Annotated in this window: 17 protein-coding genes; 12 read left to right on the top strand and 5 right to left on the bottom strand. The window is 63.0% G+C overall.

Annotated features, from left to right (window positions below; all coding sequences use genetic code 11):
- Positions 1 to 58 precede the first annotated feature (58 nt).
- Positions 59 to 1,309: a tyrosine--tRNA ligase gene (tyrS, locus tag N2605_RS15680; RefSeq protein ID WP_225140345.1), complete on the bottom strand. Its 1,251-nt coding sequence runs from the start codon at positions 1,307 to 1,309 to the stop codon at positions 59 to 61.
- Between the two features lie 158 nt (positions 1,310 to 1,467).
- Between tyrS and N2605_RS15685 the strand changes: the two genes are divergently transcribed.
- The 3 genes from N2605_RS15685 to N2605_RS15695 all read left to right on the top strand — a co-directional run bounded on the left by N2605_RS15685 (position 1,468) and on the right by N2605_RS15695 (position 3,907).
- Positions 1,468 to 2,571: an anhydro-N-acetylmuramic acid kinase gene (locus N2605_RS15685; RefSeq protein WP_225125551.1), complete on the top strand. Its 1,104-nt coding sequence runs from the start codon at positions 1,468 to 1,470 to the stop codon at positions 2,569 to 2,571.
- Between the two features lie 324 nt (positions 2,572 to 2,895).
- Positions 2,896 to 3,573: a glutathione S-transferase family protein gene (locus N2605_RS15690; RefSeq protein WP_225125550.1), complete on the top strand. Its 678-nt coding sequence runs from the start codon at positions 2,896 to 2,898 to the stop codon at positions 3,571 to 3,573.
- Positions 3,574 to 3,583: 10 nt separating this feature from the next.
- A complete protein-coding gene (locus tag N2605_RS15695; RefSeq protein WP_225125549.1) occupies positions 3,584 to 3,907 on the top strand; it encodes a DMT family transporter in 324 nt (107 codons plus the stop codon).
- Positions 3,908 to 3,920: 13 nt separating this feature from the next.
- Here the strand turns inward: N2605_RS15695 and N2605_RS15700 are convergent, their stop codons facing one another.
- The 3 genes from N2605_RS15700 to N2605_RS15710 form a co-directional block, all read right to left on the bottom strand.
- A complete protein-coding gene (locus tag N2605_RS15700) occupies positions 3,921 to 4,211 on the bottom strand; it encodes a DUF1330 domain-containing protein (protein ID WP_225125548.1) in 291 nt (96 codons plus the stop codon).
- Positions 4,212 to 4,275: 64 nt separating this feature from the next.
- Positions 4,276 to 4,923, bottom strand: coding sequence for an alpha/beta hydrolase (locus N2605_RS15705; RefSeq protein ID WP_035999994.1), 648 nt, complete (start codon positions 4,921 to 4,923; stop codon positions 4,276 to 4,278).
- A 348-nt stretch (positions 4,924 to 5,271) separates the two neighbouring features.
- The gene (locus tag N2605_RS15710; RefSeq protein ID WP_225125547.1) at positions 5,272 to 6,243 is read right to left on the bottom strand and encodes a LytTR family DNA-binding domain-containing protein; all 972 of its coding nucleotides are present in this window, start codon (positions 6,241 to 6,243) and stop codon (positions 5,272 to 5,274) included.
- Positions 6,244 to 6,300: 57 nt separating this feature from the next.
- Between N2605_RS15710 and N2605_RS15715 the strand changes: the two genes are divergently transcribed.
- The 9 genes from N2605_RS15715 to N2605_RS15755 all read left to right on the top strand — a co-directional run bounded on the left by N2605_RS15715 (position 6,301) and on the right by N2605_RS15755 (position 15,155).
- Positions 6,301 to 7,491: an acyltransferase family protein gene (locus N2605_RS15715; protein WP_109143899.1), complete on the top strand. Its 1,191-nt coding sequence runs from the start codon at positions 6,301 to 6,303 to the stop codon at positions 7,489 to 7,491.
- Between the two features lie 52 nt (positions 7,492 to 7,543).
- Positions 7,544 to 8,683: a cysteine desulfurase family protein gene (locus N2605_RS15720; protein WP_225125545.1), complete on the top strand. Its 1,140-nt coding sequence runs from the start codon at positions 7,544 to 7,546 to the stop codon at positions 8,681 to 8,683.
- Positions 8,684 to 8,796: 113 nt separating this feature from the next.
- Positions 8,797 to 10,293: a Fe-S cluster assembly protein SufB gene (gene sufB, locus N2605_RS15725; RefSeq protein WP_036022921.1), complete on the top strand. Its 1,497-nt coding sequence runs from the start codon at positions 8,797 to 8,799 to the stop codon at positions 10,291 to 10,293.
- A 132-nt stretch (positions 10,294 to 10,425) separates the two neighbouring features.
- Positions 10,426 to 11,178: a Fe-S cluster assembly ATPase SufC gene (gene sufC, locus N2605_RS15730; protein WP_035999976.1), complete on the top strand. Its 753-nt coding sequence runs from the start codon at positions 10,426 to 10,428 to the stop codon at positions 11,176 to 11,178.
- A gap of 11 nt (positions 11,179 to 11,189) precedes the next feature.
- A complete protein-coding gene (sufD, locus tag N2605_RS15735; protein ID WP_260347212.1) occupies positions 11,190 to 12,494 on the top strand; it encodes a Fe-S cluster assembly protein SufD in 1,305 nt (434 codons plus the stop codon).
- On the top strand, positions 12,491 to 13,738 hold the full coding sequence (locus N2605_RS15740; protein ID WP_036022923.1) for a cysteine desulfurase: 1,248 nt from the start codon (positions 12,491 to 12,493) through the stop codon (positions 13,736 to 13,738). Before sufD ends, N2605_RS15740 begins: the two co-directional genes overlap by 4 nt.
- Complete coding sequence (locus tag N2605_RS15745) at positions 13,735 to 14,106, top strand: SUF system Fe-S cluster assembly protein (protein ID WP_018641712.1); 372 nt, start codon at positions 13,735 to 13,737, stop codon at positions 14,104 to 14,106. The genes N2605_RS15740 and N2605_RS15745 overlap by 4 nt, the downstream gene beginning before the upstream one ends.
- Positions 14,107 to 14,155: 49 nt before the next feature.
- On the top strand, positions 14,156 to 14,566 hold the full coding sequence (locus N2605_RS15750; protein ID WP_074447904.1) for a HesB/IscA family protein: 411 nt from the start codon (positions 14,156 to 14,158) through the stop codon (positions 14,564 to 14,566).
- Positions 14,567 to 14,732: 166 nt separating this feature from the next.
- The gene (locus tag N2605_RS15755; protein WP_057029081.1) at positions 14,733 to 15,155 is read left to right on the top strand and encodes a TfoX/Sxy family protein; all 423 of its coding nucleotides are present in this window, start codon (positions 14,733 to 14,735) and stop codon (positions 15,153 to 15,155) included.
- A gap of 88 nt (positions 15,156 to 15,243) precedes the next feature.
- On the opposite strand, the gene N2605_RS15760 is transcribed toward N2605_RS15755, so the two are convergent.
- On the bottom strand, positions 15,244 to 16,311 hold the full coding sequence (locus tag N2605_RS15760; protein ID WP_260347213.1) for a GGDEF domain-containing protein: 1,068 nt from the start codon (positions 16,309 to 16,311) through the stop codon (positions 15,244 to 15,246).
- Positions 16,312 to 16,407 lie beyond the last annotated feature (96 nt).

The following is a 16,407-nucleotide window of genomic DNA, read 5'->3' on the forward strand; positions in this document are numbered from 1 at the left end:
GCGAAAAGCTCATGCGCCTATGCAGGCTTGATGAGGACGTGCTTCTTCCGATTCACTATCAATCGGAGCCTAGCGTCAGGATTCCTCTCTTCCTTTTCCCTGTGCTTAGCAACACGCGTCCGTCGTCATCGAAGTCTTCCCTCCGTAAGCGATATTGCGGATCGGTCACAACACGACCACCAAGGTTCATTGCGCCGTCCTTGATGTATTGACGAGCCTGAGCGTTTGAGCTCGAGAAACCAAGCTGCGTATTTGCTGCAGGCAGGGAGTCGCCAACCGAGACGATCAATACTGGAAGGTCAGTACCGAAGCTTCCATATTCGTAGGTCTCCTGTGCTGTGCGTTCTGCTTGCTCTGCGGCAGACCTTCCATGCATCAACGCTGTGGCTTCCCTAGCCAAAATCTTCTTTGCTTCGTTGATCTCGGCGCCTTCGAGACTTGCAAGGCGGGCGATGTCGGTCTGGCGTAGAGTAGTGAAAAGTTTCAAAAACCGTACAACATCCGCGTCTTCGGTGTTGCGCCAGAACTGGTAATATTCGTACGGCTTGAGCATATCGGCGTTCAGCCAAACCGCTCCAGATGCAGTTTTTCCCATCTTGGCGCCAGATGCAGTCGTTAGTAGAGGGCACGTTAAGGCGAACAGTTGAGGTGTGCCCATTCGTCTGCCAAGTTCAATACCGTTGACAATGTTTCCCCATTGATCAGAGCCTCCCATTTGCAAACGGCAGTCGTAACGCTTGTTGAGCTCAACGAAATCGAACGCCTGTAAGATCATGTAGTTGAATTCGATGAAGCTCATCTCTTGGTCTCGCTCCAATCTGAGCCTAACAGAATCCATCGCGAGCATTCGATTGACAGAGAAATGCCTCCCGACGTCGCGCAGCATTTCAATCCAGTTTAGGCGAGTCAGCCACTCAGCATTATCTGGCATGATCGCGTCTCTGGGGCCGGATCCGAATCTGACAAACTCAGGTCTGAATGTGCGGCGGATAGCGTCCTTGTTTGCTTCGATTTGCTCATACGTGAGCAGCTTTCGCGTTTCATCTCGCCCAGAAGGATCTCCAACTCGAGTGGTGCCGCCTCCCATCAGCGTGATTGGCCGATTTCCATACTCCTGCAGCCAATGGAGCATCATTATTGATAGTAAGTGGCCGACGTGGAGCGAGGGCGCTGTGCAGTCATAGCCGACGTAGGCGGTCAGTTCCCCCCGCCTCGCCAAGTCATCCAATGGTTCAACCGGCGCTGAGATTTGATGGATAAAGCCGCGCCACTGCAGCTCTCGCAGAAAATCTGATTTAAATTCAGTCATTTGTGTGCGACTCGGATAGTTCCAAGTTTACGGTGATTGCCGCAAGTTGCGGAACCCTTGCTCCTCGGGCTCCGGCAGTCTAGCTCGCTGTGGCATTATAAGATGTACTTGGTTGATACAAGTCACGCGTCCAGCAGCGACGTCGAGGCGCGCTTAAGATGATGTTGACGGCACTCGGTTTGATGAGCGGCACCTCGCTGGACGGGGTTGATGTCGCGCTGATCGAAACCGACGGAAAGCAGGTGAAGGCGTTCGGGCCGTCCGGTTACCGGCCCTATGGCCCGGCCGAGCGCAACCTGCTGCGCCAGGCCTTGAGCGAGGCCGTGCAGCTGCAGCAACGCGACGCCCGCCCGGGCATTCTGGGTGATGCCGAGCGGGCGGTGACGCAGGCCCATGCCGAGGCGGTTGCAGCCTTCCTCGCCCAGAATCGGATGAGGCCGGAGGACATCGACATTGTCGGCTTCCACGGCCAGACCGCGCTGCACCGGCCCGAAAGACGGCTGACGGTGCAGATTGGCGACGCGCCGGCGCTGGCAAGGGCCCTCCATATTCCTGTCATGCACGACTTCCGCGCCGCCGACGTCGAGGCGGGCGGGCAGGGCGCGCCGCTCGTGCCGGTCTACCACCGCGCGCTCGCCCATTCGCTGGAGCGCGAAGGGCCGATCGTCGTGGTCAATATCGGCGGCGTCTCCAACATCACCTATATCGACGGCAACGAAACGCTGATCGCCTGTGACACCGGCCCCGGCAACGCGCTGCTGGACGATTTCATGTACCGCAGCATGAACCAGGCGTTCGATGCCGAAGGCAAATTCGCCGCTCTCGGCAAGGTGGACGAAGCCTGGATCGCGCAGGCGCTGGAGGTGCCGTTCTTCGCAAGCCCGCCGCCGAAATCGCTCGACCGCAACGATTTTGCGGCCCTGCGGCTCGGCGACGTCGCGCCTGCCGACGGCGCAGCGACGCTGACCGCCTTCACCGCGGCCGCGATCGCCCGCGTCATTCCTCTTCTGCCGCGACGGCCGCGCAGCTGGATTGTCTGCGGCGGCGGCGCGCGCAATCTCACCATGCTGCGGATGCTGCGGGAGCGGGTGGGCTCGGCCACGGTCGAGGCGGCCGAAACGCTCGGCTGGGCCTCGGACGCCATCGAGGCGCAGGCCTTCGGCTTTCTCGCCGTCCGCGGCATGAAGGGCCTGCCACTGTCCTATCCGGCGACCACGGGCGTGCCGATGCCGATGACCGGCGGGGTGATCGCCAGGCCGTAAAGCGGGGTGCCCGCCGGCCAGCTTTGCGAGGAGACCGAACTTGAACGATTCTACGAATGGTTTTCCTCCGGGTCCCTCTGATGGTTTGCGGGGCACCTGTCTCCATTGTCAGCATCCCATCGGCTATCATCATCTGGAGGGCGATAGGTGCAGCTGCAAAGATTGCCACTGCCCGGGATTTGAAGACTATCCCCGTCCGGCAAACTCAAACTCGAAGCTCCCGGGCTAATATTTGGTGGTTAATGCAGGTGCATGGATCTTGACGATTGGATGCAGTTGCATCTATATTGGATGCAGTCGCATCTAACTGCCGGGATCCTTGCCATGACCTCTTCCCTGAAACTGATCAGCCACAAGCTTTGTCCCTATGTGCAGCGCGCGGTGATCGCGCTGAAGGAGAAGGGCGTGCCGGTTGAGCGGATCGACATCGATCTCGCCAACAAGCCCGACTGGTTTCTCAAACTCTCGCCGCTCGGCAAGGTGCCGGTGCTGGTGGTGACGACGGAGAAGGGCGAGGTCGCGCTGTTCGAGAGCAACGTGATCTGCGAGTACATCGAGGAGACGCAGGCAGGCAGCAGGCTGCATCCGGCGGATCCGTTGCAGCGGGCCGAGCACCGTGCCTGGATGGAGTTCGGCTCGGCGATCCTCGGCGACCTCTGGGGCTTGGAGACCACAACCGATCCGGCGACGTTCGAAAGCAAGCGCCAGGCGCTGGTCGCAAAGTTCGCGCGTGTCGAGGCCGCGCTCGGCGCAGGTCCGTTCTTCGCCGGCAATGCGTTCAGTCTGGTCGATGCCGTGTTCGCGCCGATCTTCCGCTACTTCGATCTGTTCGACGAGCTGACAGAGCACGGCATTTTCAACGACGTGCCGAAGGTTCGTGCCTGGCGTGCCGAGCTCGCAAAGCGCCCGAGCGTGCGCAGCGCGGTCGGGGCGGACTATCCGCAATTGTTGCGCGCCTTCCTCATTCGCCACGACGCGCATCTGCTCAAGCTCGCGGCGTGAGCCCCGTCCGATGTCACAATCCCTTGCTTGGCTCATGCTGGTGATCGCGGGCCTGCTCGACGTCGGCTGGGCGATCACCATGAAATATGCCGAAGGCTACACGCGCGCCGGCTGGAGCATCGCCTCGCTCGTGCTGCTCGCCGCCTTCGTATTCCTGCTCGGGCGCGCCTTGAAGGTGCTCGAGGTCGGCGTCGCCTATTCGGTGTGGACCGGCATTGGCGCGGCCGGCACGTTCCTGATGGGCGTGGTGCTGTTCGGCGAGACCTTGAGCGCGATGAAGCTTGCCGGCATCGCGCTCGTCTTGATGGGGATCGTCGCGCTCAAGCTGGCGTAGTCAGTTGCTGCGATCAGATGCACCCATCCGCGAGCAGCAGCCTGCTGGTCGTCGTCGCCTGACGCAGTTTGAACAGGGGTTGAATCTCAGGATCATCCAAGAAGGCCTGAGCCTTCTCGCGGTCCGCAAATTCGATGATGACGAGACGCTCGGGCGCCCAGTCGCCCTCAATCGTTGTCGGCTCGACGCCGCGGACGATGTATCGCCCTGCGTGCTTGGCGATGAACGCCGGAACTTCAGCGATGTAAGTCTTGAATCCGGCGTAGTCGTTCACCGAGAGATCAAGAACCAGATACGCCTTCATCGCTCGCAATCTCCAGGGTGATGGGTTCGCAGCCATGCCGCGAACCCATCCACGTCGGAAGATATTACCGCACGTTGGCGAGGCGCATGTCGAGATAGGCCGTGATGGTTTCCATCAGCGGCTCGAGCTTGGAGTCGAAGAAGTGGTTGGCGCCGGGGATGATCTGCTGATCGATTACGATGCCTTTCTGGGTCTTCAGCTTCTCGACCAGCGTGTTGACGTCCTTGGGCGGCACCACCGCATCCTTCTCGCCATGCACGATCAGACCTGAGGACGGGCAGGGCGCGAGGAACGAGAAGTCGTAGAGGTTGGCCGGTGGCGCGATCGAGATGAAGCCCTCGACCTCGGGGCGGCGCATCAAGAGCTGCATGCCGATCCAGGCGCCGAAGGAGAAGCCGGCAACCCAGCAGGCGCGCGCCTCGGGATTGATGGTCTGCGCCCAATCGAGCGCGGCGGCCGCGTCGGACAATTCGCCGGTGCCGTGGTCGAACGCGCCCTGGCTGCGGCCGACGCCGCGGAAATTGAAGCGCAGCACCGAGAAGCCGCGATGGGCGAAGGCGTAGTAGCACTGGTACACGATCTGATGGTTCATCGTGCCGTGGAACTGCGGATGCGGATGCAGGATCATCGCGATCGGCGCATTCTTCTGCTTGGCCGGGTGATAGCGGCCCTCGAGGCGGCCGGCGGGGCCGGTGAAAATGACTTCAGGCATCGATGATCTCTGATCTAAGTCCCTTGGAGGTGATCCCTGCGCAATCGTCCGATTGTGGCTCTCGCAGCGTTGCCGCCGACGAGAGCACGGATGAAGGGTGGAGAGGCGCGCCCTCGGATGATGCGCGAGTGGCGCGCAGGTGAACTGACGCGCGCTTCTAACACAAGGCCAGGGTCAAAAAGCAAGCTTCTTCGACATCTCTCAATCAGCTCAAGAGCTTAGCCAGTCATTGCATTGTCATCTCTGGCTTGCCTGCCGCGACCTGGACCTGCCTGAATCAACCGAAGCACGGCAAGAGCCGGCCGTCCTGCCGAAGGGTGCTATCCAACTTATTGAAATCACGATTGTTTAGGGGGCGCCTGGGGCGATTCCCGCTGGCGCGGTTCGGCTTCCCAGCGATGCGACCGCCGGCCGGTAGCGCCGGCTGCCGCCGAGCGTCTGGCCGTTGTCGAAGGCGAGCTCGAAATCCCCTGATGGCTTGAGGTCCACGCCGCGCACCCGGTCGAGATTGGCGAGCTTGGTCCGGTGGACGCGAACGATGGAAAAGCGCGCCAGCTCGCTTTCCGCCGCTGCCAGCGTGCCCCGTATGAGGTGCTGGGTGCCGTCGGCGAGGCTATATTCGATGTAATTGCCGGCTGACGCGACCCAGAGGATATCGCGCGGCACCACGCGAATGCGGCTGGTGCCGTCGCGCAGCCAGATCAGATCGGCGGACGATGGCTGCTTCGGGGTGGGCGGCGCCGACGATGCGACTGCCGCGCTCTTCAGCTCACGCCGGCTTTCGAGCAGCCAGATCGTGGCGGCGATCAGAACAAAGGCCACGGCGTCTTTGCGGAATTCATACAGGACCGTCGCGAGCGAGAAACGGAAATCGTAGGCGCCGCCGGCGAGCCAGAGCGCGAGCTTCCGCACCCAGACCATGCCGGTGATGTGGAGGGTGGAGAAGCCGAGCAGGGCGATCGCCCCGATGGCCGCCTGGGCGGCGAGGCCGGCTGTCCGGCGCATGCGGCGGACCGCCAAAACCAGGATCGGCAGCAACAGCAGGATGACGGCGATGCTCGACATCTCCCAGAACAACCGCCGGCCGATGTCGTAGCTGTCGCCGCGCCAGGCCGCGTCCTGAGCGAACGAAAACGCATTGACGATTCCGATCACGAGCGCGACGGCCGCGATCGCTGCGAACATCATCCGGTCGCCGCCGCCGATCCCGAAAGTCCCGCGACTCGTCCCAGCCGCCGGCAGCTCATCCCCTCGTGTCCGATTCTGATCCCAAACCGGCTCGACGCGCGCCGCAGGCGGAGCATTTTCGGTGTCAGCCATTTTCGTCAGTCCTGGCCCCAAAACCGCGTTTGTCGTCCCGTCAAGGAGCAGAAAACCATGACAACACCACAGCAATCCCAAAGCTCTGAAAGGCGTATCGACCTGGACTGGGTGCGGATTTTAGCCTTCGCGCTGCTCATCTTCTACCACGTCGGCATGCTCTACGTGTCCTGGGGATTTCACATCAAGAGCACGCACCGGCTGACGTGGCTGGAACCGGTGATGCTCTTCCTCAACCCATGGCGGCTGTCGCTTCTGTTCCTGGTGTCTGGGGTTGCCACCCGCTTCATGCTCGGCAAGTCCAGCCTCGCCTCGCTTGCCGGTGCGCGATCGGCGCGGCTCCTGATCCCGCTGATCTTCGGCATGCTCGTGATCGTGCCGCCGCAGGCCTATCTCCAGATCGTCGAAAGCCTCGGCTATCCCGCCGGCTTCTTCGATTTCTACGCCAGGCACTACTTCGCCTTCGGCGCGCAATTCTGTCCGAAGCCGTGCATCGTGTTGCCGACCTGGAACCACCTCTGGTTCGTGGTCTATCTGTGGGTCTACACCATGGCGTTGATCGGCGTGCTCGCGTTATGGCCGGCCGGCGCTGACTGGCTTGGCCGAAAGCTGGCTCGTGCGCTTACCGGCCCATGGCTCCTGATCGCGCCCTGCCTGCTGTATGCGGCCTGGCGCCTGGTGCTGTTCCCGGCTTTCCCGTCGACACACGCGCTGTTTGGCGACTGGTACAACCACGCGGACCACGCCACGGCCTTCCTGATCGGTTTCCTGCTGGCCAAGCAGGAGGGGATCTGGCGCGAACTCGAACGCCTGCGCTGGGCGGCCCTGCTGGCCGCCGCCGCGTGCTTCGCTGGCTTCATCCTGGTACGCGCCGGCCTGTTTGCGCCGTCGCCCATGCTGAAGTGGTTCGCCGCCTCGGCCTATGGCTGTTATCAATGGCTCGCGATCGCCGTCGTGCTGGGCTTTGCCCGGCGCTATCTTACAGCCGACAGCCCGGCGCGGCGCTATCTGACCGACGCGATCTTCCCGTACTACATAGTGCATCAGACCGCGATCATCGTGATCGCGCATCAATTGCATGGCAGCGGTCTGTCGGCTGGGATCGAAGCGTCCATTGTCATCGCCGGGACCGCGCTCACATGTGTGGCGAGCTATGAGATCGTCCGGCGCGTTGCCTGGCTTCGGCCGCTGTTCGGGTTGCGGGCGGTGCCCCGAAGTGTTGCGAGGACGGAGCAACAGCTGGCCTGACGAGCGCACGCCCTCCGATTGGCCGAACGACAAAAGGTGCTAAGAGGGCCAGATGCCGAACCGTGTCTATCTCGACTGGAATGCGACCACGCCGCTGCGCCCCGAGGCGCGAGCGGCGATGGTCGCAGCCTTCGACCTGGTCGGCAATCCATCCTCGGTCCATGCCGAGGGGCGGGAGTCGCGGCGGCTGGTCGAAGAAGCCCGCGCGACACTCGCCGCCGCGGTGGGGGCGCAGCCGCGCAACGTCGTCTTCACCTCCGCTGGAACCGAGGCCAATGCGCTGGCGCTCTCGCCGGGTTTGCGGGGCCCCTCCGGCGCACCCGTCGAGCGGCTGCTGGTCTCGGCGGTTGAGCACGCCTCGGTGCTGGCCGGCGGCCGGTTCCCGGCGGACAAGATCGGGCTGATCCAGGTCACGCGCTCCGGCGTGGTCGACCTCGGTCATTTGAAGGCGCTGCTGAAGGGCGGCCCGCCAGCCCTGGTCTCGATCATGGCCGCCAACAACGAGACCGGCGCCCTTCAGCCCGTCACGGAGGCTGCAACCATCGTCCACGAGGCCGGCGGCCTGCTGCATGTCGACGCGATCCAGGCGCTTGGCAAAATACCGTTCGATATCAATTCAGTAGGCGCCGACCTTGCGACCTTTTCTGCGCACAAGATCGGCGGCCCCAAGGGGGTCGGCGCCCTGGCGATGGCGAATGGGATAAGCGGCCTTGAGCCGGTGCTGCGGGGCGGCGGACAGGAGTTCAGCCGCCGGGCCGGAACCGAGAACACTGCCGGGATCGCCGCCTTTGGCGCGGCGGTGAAGGCTGCGCTTCAGGCTCTGCCGGAAGATGTGAAGCGTATGGCAAGTCTCAGAGATCGCTTGGAAAATGGCGTCCGCGACGTTCCCGGCACGACAGTCTTTGCGAAAGACGTGGCACGGTTGCCGAATACCGTCCTTTTCACCGCACCAGGCCTCAAGGCCGAAACCGCCGTGATCGGCTTCGATCTGGAGGGCGTCGCGGTGTCTTCCGGCTCCGCCTGTTCCTCCGGTAAGGTCCAGCCGTCTCACGTCCTGTCGGCGATGGGCTATGATCCCGTGGTGGCCCAGGGAGCGGTGCGTCTCAGTCTGGGCTGGTCCACGGAACCGGCGGACATCAATAGGGCGTTAGAGGCTTGGCGAAAGCTTGGTAATACCCTACTTAAGGGTTGAGCGATGAAACACGGCTTGAACGGTTCTAAGCCCGTGCTTTCCGCAGAGAAATATCGTAATACTCGTCCGAGTTTGATCCACCGCGGTCCTTGAAACCGCGAGCGGAGGATGGAATGCCAGCCGTACAAGAGACGGTCGAGCGCGTGAAGCGCATCGACGTCGACCAGTATCGTTATGGGTTTGAGACCCTGATCGAGTCCGAGAAGGCCCCCAAGGGGCTGTCGGAAGAGATCGTCAAATACATCTCGCAGAAGAAGAACGAGCCCGACTGGATGCTGCAGTGGCGGCTGGAGGCCTATCGGCGCTGGCTGACCATGCAGGAGCCGACCTGGGCGCGCGTCGATTATCCGAAGATCGACTTCCAGGACCTCTATTACTACGCGGCGCCCAAGCCGAAGAAGACCGTCTCCTCGCTGGATGAGATCGATCCGGAGATCCTGAAGACCTACGAGAAGCTCGGCATCCCCTTGCGGGAAGTCGCCATGCTCGAAGGCGTCGAGCCCAAGCCGGGCGAGGAGGATCCCGCCCGCCGCAAGATCGCGGTCGATGCTGTCTTCGATTCGGTCTCGGTTGCGACCACGTTCAAGGCTGAGCTGAAGAAGGCCGGCGTGATCTTCATGCCGATCTCGGAAGCCATCCGCGAGCACCCTGAATTGGTGCAGAAATATCTGGGATCGGTGGTTCCGACCTCGGACAATTTCTACGCGACGCTGAACTCGGCGGTGTTCTCCGACGGCTCGTTCGTCTACGTACCGCCGGGCGTGCGCTGCCCGATGGAGCTGTCGACCTATTTCCGCATCAACGAGCGCAACACCGGCCAGTTCGAGCGCACGCTGATCATCGCCGACAAGGGTTCCTACGTCTCCTATCTCGAAGGCTGCACCGCGCCGCAGCGCGACGAGAACCAGCTGCATGCCGCCGTGGTCGAGCTCGTCGCTCTCGACGATGCCGAGATCAAATATTCGACGGTGCAGAACTGGTACCCCGGCAATTCGGAAGGCAAGGGCGGCATCTACAATTTCGTCACCAAGCGTGGCGACTGCCGCGGCGCCAATTCCAAGATTTCCTGGACCCAGGTCGAGACGGGATCTGCGATCACCTGGAAATACCCGAGCTGCATTCTGCGCGGCGACAATTCGCGCGGCGAGTTCTACTCAATTGCGATCTCGAATGGCTACCAGCAGGTCGATAGCGGCACCAAGATGATCCATCTCGGCAAGAACACGTCGAGCCGGATCATCTCCAAGGGCATCGCCGCCGGCAAGTCGCAGAACACCTATCGCGGCCTCGTCACCGCGCACCGGAAAGCGACCGGCGCGCGCAACTTCACCGCCTGCGACTCGCTCCTGATCGGCGACAAATGCGGCGCGCACACCGTGCCGTACATCGAAGCCAAGAACTCGTCGGCGACGTTCGAGCACGAGGCGACGACCTCGAAGATCTCCGAGGACGTGCTGTTCTACTGCATCCAGCGCGGGCTCAGCCAGGAAGAAGCGGTCGGCCTCGTCGTCAACGGCTTCGTCAAGGACGTGCTGCAGCAGCTGCCGATGGAGTTCGCGGTGGAAGCGCAGAAGCTGATCTCGATCTCGCTCGAAGGGTCGGTCGGCTAGCTCGGACCTCGTCCTGAAGAGGCCGCGCAAGCGGCCGCCTTGAAGGATGGATACCGGAAAGATTGGTGGCCTCAATCCTTCGAGACGCGCCTGCGGCGCTCCCTGGGATGAGGGGATAGATGGAAAAACATTATGGCTTTGCTTGAAGTGAAAGACCTCAAGGTTCGTGTCGAGGAGCGTGAGATCCTCCACGGGCTGACGCTGACCGTGAACGAGGGCGAGGTGCACGCGATCATGGGGCCGAACGGCTCCGGCAAGTCGACGCTCTCCCATGTCATCGCCGGCAAGCCCGGCTACGAGGTCACCGACGGCCAGATCCTGTTCAGGGGCGAGGACCTGCTGGAGATGGATCCCGACGAGCGTGCCGCCAAGGGCGTGTTCCTGGCGTTCCAATATCCGGTCGAGATCCCCGGCGTCACCACCATGAATTTCCTGCGCACGGCGCTGAACGCGCAGCGCAAGGCGCGCGGCGAGAGCGAGCTGATGGTGCCGGACTTCCTCAAGAAGGTCCGCGAAGTCTCGAAGTCGCTGAACATCCCGCAGGACATGCTCAAGCGCGGCGTCAATGTCGGCTTCTCCGGCGGCGAGAAGAAGCGCAACGAGGTGCTGCAGATGGCGCTGTTCGAGCCCAGCCTGTGCATCCTCGACGAGATGGATTCCGGCCTCGACATCGACGCCCTGCGCATCGCGGCCGACGGCGTCAACGCACTGCGCTCGCCGGGGCGCGCGATGGTCGTCATCACCCATTATCAGCGGCTGCTGAACTACATCGTGCCCGACGTCGTGCACGTGATGTCCAGGGGCCGCGTCGTGAAGAGCGGCGGCAAGGAATTGGCGCTGGAGCTGGAAGCCTCCGGCTACGCCCAGTTCGAGGATGCCGCGTAAGGAATTTTAAGATGAACGTTGCTGTGGCAAAGACCGGGAGCGGCCGCGCGGTGAGCGATCTCTTCGCCAGCGCCGAAGGCCGCCTGCCGGGTTCGCCTGACGTGATGGCGGCGCGCCGCGAGGCGTTCGAGACCTATGAGCGTCTCGGTCTGCCGCACCGCCGGATCGAGGAATGGAAATACACCGATCTGCGCGCGCTGGTCGGCGAGGTGCTGCCGCTGGCGGCCGTACCCGATGCGACCGCGCTGAAGCGCGCCGCGGACGCGGTCAAGGCGCATGCCATCGCGGGCGCCCGCAAGCTGGTCCTGGTCGACGGCGTGTTCGCGGCTGAGCTTTCAGACGTGAAGGCGCTTGCGTCCGAGGTCGGCTTCAAGACTCTGCGCGAGACGCTGGATAAGGATGCCGGTCTCCTCAAGACCGCGTCCACCGATGCCGTGATCGCGGTCAACGCGGCGCTGGCGACCGACGGCGTGGTGCTGTCGATCGCGGATGGAACGCAGCTCTCTGCGCCGGTCCAGATCATCCATGTTGCGACCGCCGCATCGGCCTCGGCTTTCACCCGCTCGCAGGTGGCGATCGGGAAGGGCGCCCGCGCCACCATCATCGAGAGCTTCGTCGCCGCCGGCGCTGCGGCCTACCAGGTCAACGACGCCGTTATCATCTCGGTCGGCGATGACGCCGACGTCGCGCATATCCGCCTGATGGACGATGCGGCCGATGCGGTGAACATCACCTCGCAGTTCGTTACCGTCGGCGCCAACACCAAGCTGAACGTCTTCAACATGACCAGCGGCGCTGCGGTCAGCCGCTTGCAGGGCTTCATTACGCTGGCGGGCGAGGGCAGCCAGCTCTCGGTCAACGGCGTCAACCTGTTGAAGAAGACCGAGCACGGCGACACCACACTGGTGGTCGACCATGCCGTGCCGAACTGCGTCAGCCGCGAGATCTTCCGTGCGGTGATCGACGACCGCGCCCATTCGGTGTTCCAGGGCCGCATCATCGTCCGTCCCGACGCACAGAAGACCGACGGCAAGATGATGACGCGCGCGCTGCTGCTCTCGGACGAGGCCGAGGCCGACAATAAGCCCGAGCTCGAGATTTTTGCCGACGACGTCTCCTGCGGCCACGGCGCCACCGCCGGCGCGCTCGACGACAGCCTGCTGTTCTACCTGAAGGCCCGTGGCCTGCCGGAGAAGCAGGCCCAGGCGCTGCTGATCCAGGCCTTCGTCGGCGAGGCGATCGAGCAGATCGCCGATGATACTTTGCGCGAGCACGTCATCGGCATCGCCGAGCGCTGGCTGGAGCGGCGGTCATGAGCACGCATCCGGCGGTCAAGAACGGCGCCTATGACGTTACGCGCGTGCGCCAGGATTTTCCGGCGCTCGCCATGCAGGTCTACGGCAAGCCGCTCGTCTATCTCGACAACGCCGCCTCGGCGCAGAAGCCGAGTGCTGTGCTCGACCGCATGACGCAGGCCTATACATCCGAATACGCCAACGTGCATCGCGGCCTGCACTACCTCGCCAATGCCGCGACCGAAGCCTATGAGGGCGGCCGCACCAAGGTGGCGCAGTTCATCAACGCTGCGCGCACCGAGGAAGTCATCTTCACCCGCAACGCGACCGAGGCGATCAACCTGGTCGCGTCCTCGTGGGGTGCCCCCAACATCGGGGAAGGCGACGAGATCGTCATCTCGATCATGGAGCACCACTCGAATATCGTACCCTGGCACTTCCTGAGGGAACGCCAGGGCGCGGTGATCAAATGGGCACCGGTCGACGATGAGGGCAATTTCCTCATCGACGAATTCGAGAAGCTGCTGACGTCGAAGACCAAGCTGGTCGCGATCACGCAGATGTCGAACGCGCTCGGCACCATCGTGCCGGTCAAGGACGTCGTCAGGATCGCCCATGCCCGCGGCATTCCGGTGCTGGTCGACGGCAGCCAGGGCGCGGTGCATCTGCCGGTCGACGTCCAGGATATCGGCTGCGACTTCTACGTCTTCACCGGTCACAAGGTCTATGGTCCGACCGGCATCGGCGTGCTCTGGGCCAAGTACGACCACCTCGTCGCGATGCGCCCCTTCAACGGCGGCGGCGAGATGATCCGCGAGGTCTCGCGCGACGTCGTCACCTACGGCGATCCCCCGCACAAGTTCGAGGCGGGCACGCCGGCGATCGTCGAGGCCGTCGGCCTTGGCGCCGCCATCGACTACGTCAACTCGATCGGCAAGGAACGCATCGCCGCCTACGAGGCGGACCTCACCGCCTACGCCCAGGAGCGCCTGCGCGAGATCAACTCGCTGCGGCTGATCGGCACGGCGCGGGGCAAGGGCCCCGTGATCTCCTTCGAGCTCAAGGGCGCGCACGCCCACGATGTCGCCACCGTGATCGACCGCCAGGGCATCGCGGTGCGAGCCGGCACCCATTGCGTCATGCCGCTTTTAGAGCGGTTCAACGTGACGGCGACATGCCGGGCCTCGTTCGGCATGTATAATACGCGGGAAGAAGTCGATCATCTGGCACAGGCGCTGCTGAAGGCGCGGGATTTGTTTGCATGAGTGACACGGCCGAAATCAAAGCCAATCCGATGGAGACCCATTCGGCATTGCCGCCGGAGGAGACCGAGCGGCTGACCCGCGAGATCATCGCCGGGCTCAAGACCGTGTTCGACCCGGAAATCCCCGCCGACATCTACGAGCTCGGCCTGATCTACAAGGTCGAGATCAAGGACGACCGTTCCGTGGACGTGCAGATGACGCTGACGACGCCGAACTGCCCGGCCGCCGGCGAGCTGCCGACCATGGTCGAGAACGCGGTCGCGAGCGTGCCCGGCGTCGGCGTGGTCGACGTCAAGGTCGTCTGGGAGCCGCCGTGGTCGCCGGAACGCATGAGCGACGAGGCCCGCCTCGTGCTGAACATGTGGTGACGCCCTCGGGCCGCATTGAATTCGCTCCGCAACGGACCACATAGACAACATGACCCAGATTTCGTCAGGCTCGACACCAGCATCCACTCCGAAGCCGCGGCGCCCGCGCCCGCAGGTGATGCGGCTGACGGATGCCGCTGCCCAGCGCATCACCGAGCTGACCCAGCGTGCGGACTCGGAGATCGTGGGCTTGCGCGTCGGCGTGAAGAACGGCGGCTGCGCCGGCCAGTCCTACACGGTCGAATACGCCCACGACATCCGCCCGACCGACGAGGTCGTCGAGGACAAGGGCGTCAAGATCCTGGTCGATCCCAAGGCCGTGCTGTTCCTGCTCGGCACCGAGATGGACTACAAGGCCGACAAGATGCAGGCCCAGTTCGTCTTCAACAATCCCAACCAGGTCTCCGCCTGCGGTTGCGGCGAATCGGTCGAGTTGCGGCCGGCAAAGATCGACGGGTAGACTCTCCAGCGTCACTGCGAAGAGCCCGCGACAAAATTGCGAGCAATCTTGCGCTGGCGACAAAACAATCCAACCTGCCTCCGCGGCGGAAGTCTGGATTGCTTCGCTTCGCTCGCAATGACGGAAATGCTATGAAGGCCCACTTGCTTGCGCAGGGAAGCCTCCGATGGATCGCGAATTCCTGATCGACCTGTTCGCCGATTTCGGCCCGGTCACCATCCGGAAAATGTTCTCCGGCTACGGCATCTCCGCCGACGGCGTCAATTTCGCGCTGTCGCTGCGCGCCGGCCTGTTCTTTCGCGCCGACGAGACGACCATTCCCGACTTCGAGGCCGAAGGCTCGAAGCCGTTCCAGTATTCGACCCGCGCCAAGACCGTGGTTGTGAATTCCTACTGGGAGCTGCCGGCGCGCCTGTTCGACGATTCCCAGGAGCTTGCGCAATGGGCGAGGGCGGCGCTCACTGCCGCCCAGCGCGCCAAGGTGAAGAAGCGACCGAAGGCGAAGAAGGCGGCGGCGAAGAAGAAGGTTGCGCCGAAGAAGGGTGTGGCGAAGAAGGTTGCCGGGAAGGCGATGCGTAGGGTGGGTTAGCGCAGCGTAGCCCACCACTTCATACACCTTGATAGACAAGAGGTGGGTTACGCTGCGCTAACCCACCCTACAGATGCGAGGATGAACGTCACGCCACCCGGCTGTGGCTCTCGATCGCGAATTCCGGATCGGCTTCGCAGATCACGCGGTTGCGGCCGTTGCGCTTGGCGGCGTAGAGGCAGGCGTCGGCACGCTCGATCAGCGCGTCGGTGTCGTCGCCCTCCCTGAGCATGGAGACGCCGACGGAGATGGTGACGCGGCCGAGGATCTCGCCGGTCGATTTCTTCTTCAATTCCTTCGCCATCACGGCGCGGCGAATGTGGTCGGCCACCGTCAGTGCCTGGCGCATCGCGGTGTTGGGGAGAACGACCGCGAATTCCTCGCCGCCGTAGCGCGCCGTGATGTCCTGGCCCTTGATGGTCTGCTTCAGCGAAAGGCCGACGAGCCGCAGCACCTGGTCGCCGGTGAGATGGCCGTAGGAATCGTTGAACGACTTGAAGTGATCGATGTCGAACAGCAGCAGCGACAGCGGCTCGCCCGAGACGAGCGCGCTCTGCACTGCGATGCCGATCATGCGGTCGAAATATTTGCGATTTCCCAGGCCCGTGAGCGGATCGGTCAGGCTTTCGGCGCGGATCGCCTCCAGGCTCTGCTGGAGATTGCTGATCTCGTTCTTCGACAGCGTCAGCCTCTCTTCGAGCGCCTTGTTGGTCTCGCGCATCTCGCTGGTGGAGCGCAGCAGCGCCTCGACGATCGCCTTGACCTGGTCGCGGTTCTCGGCCGACGACAGTTTCTCGGTCGCATCCGACAGACTGGTATCGTAGGCCCCGGTCATGCCGAGCGCCTCGCCCAACACCTTCACGACGTCGTCGATCTCGCCGACGACGCGCGCGCCGACCTTGTCGATGCGGTCGGTGGTCTTGATGTGGGAGAGATAGGTCTCGTAGATCTGCTCGAGATCGGCCTCGGTCAGCTTGCCGCTGCGCGCCAGCGTCTCATTGATGATCTTGTTGAGCGGTGCGTTGTAGCCGGTGGCGTAGACGTACCAGATCTCGTAATTGCGGGGAATGGCCGTCTGTCGAAGCGATCGGATCTGACCGAGCGCCACCTCGGCGAACGCCAGGGTGCGTTCGTGTTCGTCGAGTACCTTGATCACTGAACATCCCCACAGCGGCCGACGCGCCATCGACCGCAGCAATCCTTAAATTATGTTCGTAGGCTAACGGACGATCGTGAACGCCCCGTAAATATA

It is taken from the genome of Bradyrhizobium yuanmingense (assembly GCF_025200905.1).
GTDB lineage: Bacteria > Pseudomonadota > Alphaproteobacteria > Rhizobiales > Xanthobacteraceae > Bradyrhizobium > Bradyrhizobium yuanmingense.

Bases quoted from the DNA above. Each gene is read 5' to 3' on its own strand.
- N2605_RS15750 (WP_074447904.1), top strand. From the start codon at position 14,156: ATGACCCAGATTTCGTCAGGCTCGACACCAGCATCCACTCCGAAGCCG.
- N2605_RS15700 (WP_225125548.1), bottom strand. From the start codon at position 4,211: ATGAAGGCGTATCTGGTTCTTGATCTCTCGGTGAACGACTACGCCGGA.
- sufC (WP_035999976.1), top strand. From the start codon at position 10,426: ATGGCTTTGCTTGAAGTGAAAGACCTCAAGGTTCGTGTCGAGGAGCGT.
- N2605_RS15710 (WP_225125547.1), bottom strand. From the start codon at position 6,243: ATGGCTGACACCGAAAATGCTCCGCCTGCGGCGCGCGTCGAGCCGGTT.
- N2605_RS15690 (WP_225125550.1), top strand. From the start codon at position 2,896: ATGACCTCTTCCCTGAAACTGATCAGCCACAAGCTTTGTCCCTATGTG.
- tyrS (WP_225140345.1), bottom strand. From the start codon at position 1,309: ATGACTGAATTTAAATCAGATTTTCTGCGAGAGCTGCAGTGGCGCGGC.
- N2605_RS15705 (WP_035999994.1), bottom strand. From the start codon at position 4,923: ATGCCTGAAGTCATTTTCACCGGCCCCGCCGGCCGCCTCGAGGGCCGC.
- N2605_RS15715 (WP_109143899.1), top strand. From the start codon at position 6,301: ATGACAACACCACAGCAATCCCAAAGCTCTGAAAGGCGTATCGACCTG.
- N2605_RS15685 (WP_225125551.1), top strand. From the start codon at position 1,468: ATGATGTTGACGGCACTCGGTTTGATGAGCGGCACCTCGCTGGACGGG.
- N2605_RS15755 (WP_057029081.1), top strand. From the start codon at position 14,733: ATGGATCGCGAATTCCTGATCGACCTGTTCGCCGATTTCGGCCCGGTC.
- sufD (WP_260347212.1), top strand. From the start codon at position 11,190: ATGAACGTTGCTGTGGCAAAGACCGGGAGCGGCCGCGCGGTGAGCGAT.
- N2605_RS15740 (WP_036022923.1), top strand. From the start codon at position 12,491: ATGAGCACGCATCCGGCGGTCAAGAACGGCGCCTATGACGTTACGCGC.
- N2605_RS15720 (WP_225125545.1), top strand. From the start codon at position 7,544: ATGCCGAACCGTGTCTATCTCGACTGGAATGCGACCACGCCGCTGCGC.
- N2605_RS15695 (WP_225125549.1), top strand. From the start codon at position 3,584: ATGTCACAATCCCTTGCTTGGCTCATGCTGGTGATCGCGGGCCTGCTC.
- N2605_RS15745 (WP_018641712.1), top strand. From the start codon at position 13,735: ATGAGTGACACGGCCGAAATCAAAGCCAATCCGATGGAGACCCATTCG.
- sufB (WP_036022921.1), top strand. From the start codon at position 8,797: ATGCCAGCCGTACAAGAGACGGTCGAGCGCGTGAAGCGCATCGACGTC.